This window comes from Streptomyces sp. MS191, assembly GCF_008042125.1.
Taxonomy (GTDB): domain Bacteria; phylum Actinomycetota; class Actinomycetes; order Streptomycetales; family Streptomycetaceae; genus Streptomyces.
In genome coordinates this window covers 1-686 of record NZ_RDBI01000184.1, presented here as the reverse complement: position 1 = coordinate 686, position 686 = coordinate 1, and the positions used below count along the sequence as shown (strand labels likewise).

Annotated in this window: 1 protein-coding gene; it reads left to right on the top strand. The window is 74.5% G+C overall.

Going from position 1 to position 686, the window contains the following annotated elements; translation table 11 throughout:
- The first annotated feature begins 104 nt into the window (after nt 1–104).
- Nucleotides 105–644 carry a GNAT family N-acetyltransferase gene (locus EAO71_RS36245; protein ID WP_147982050.1) on the top strand — a complete coding sequence of 180 codons (540 nt, stop codon included), beginning with the start codon at nt 105–107 and terminating at the stop codon, nt 642–644.
- Nucleotides 645–686: the final 42 nt, after the last annotated feature.

Sequence of the window (686 nt, the reverse complement as noted above, 5' to 3'; positions counted from 1 at the left end):
GCCTACGCCCGCCAGGTGTCGGACGCCTGACCCGGACGCGCGTCGGACGCGGGACCACCGGCCTGCACCGGCCGGGTGTCGGAGACGCCCCCTAAGCTGCGGGCATGGACTCTCCCACCAATTCCCCCGTGCGCCTGGAGCCCTGGTCCGAGCAGGACTTCGAGCTTCTCCGGGCCATGAACGCGCCGGAGTCGACGGAGCATCTCGGCGGTCCCGAGACCGAGGAGGCGCTCGCCGGGCGGCATCGGCGCTACGTGGACCTGAGCGCCGACACCACGGGCAGGGGACGGATGTTCCGCGTCGTCCTGCTCCCCGAGGAGGTCGCGGTCGGCGGCATCGGCTACTGGACGCGGACCTGGGACGGGCAGGAGGTCTACGAGACCGGCTGGACGGTGCTCCCCGGCTTCCGGGGGCGGGGCGTCGCCACCGCCGCGACGCGGGCGGTGGCGACGCGGGCGCGGGCCGCGGGCCTGCACCGCTTCCTGCACGCCTTTCCGTCGACGGACAACGGGCCGTCGAACGCGGTCTGCCGCAAGGCCGGTTTCGAGCTGCTCGGCGAGCAGGGGTTCGAGTACCCGCCGGGCCGGCCGATGCACTGCAACGACTGGCGGCTCGACCTCCGGCCCCCGGGCTCCGTGGACTGATCCGGGCGGGGGCGTCCGTCTCTCCCGTCCCCTCCGTCCCCT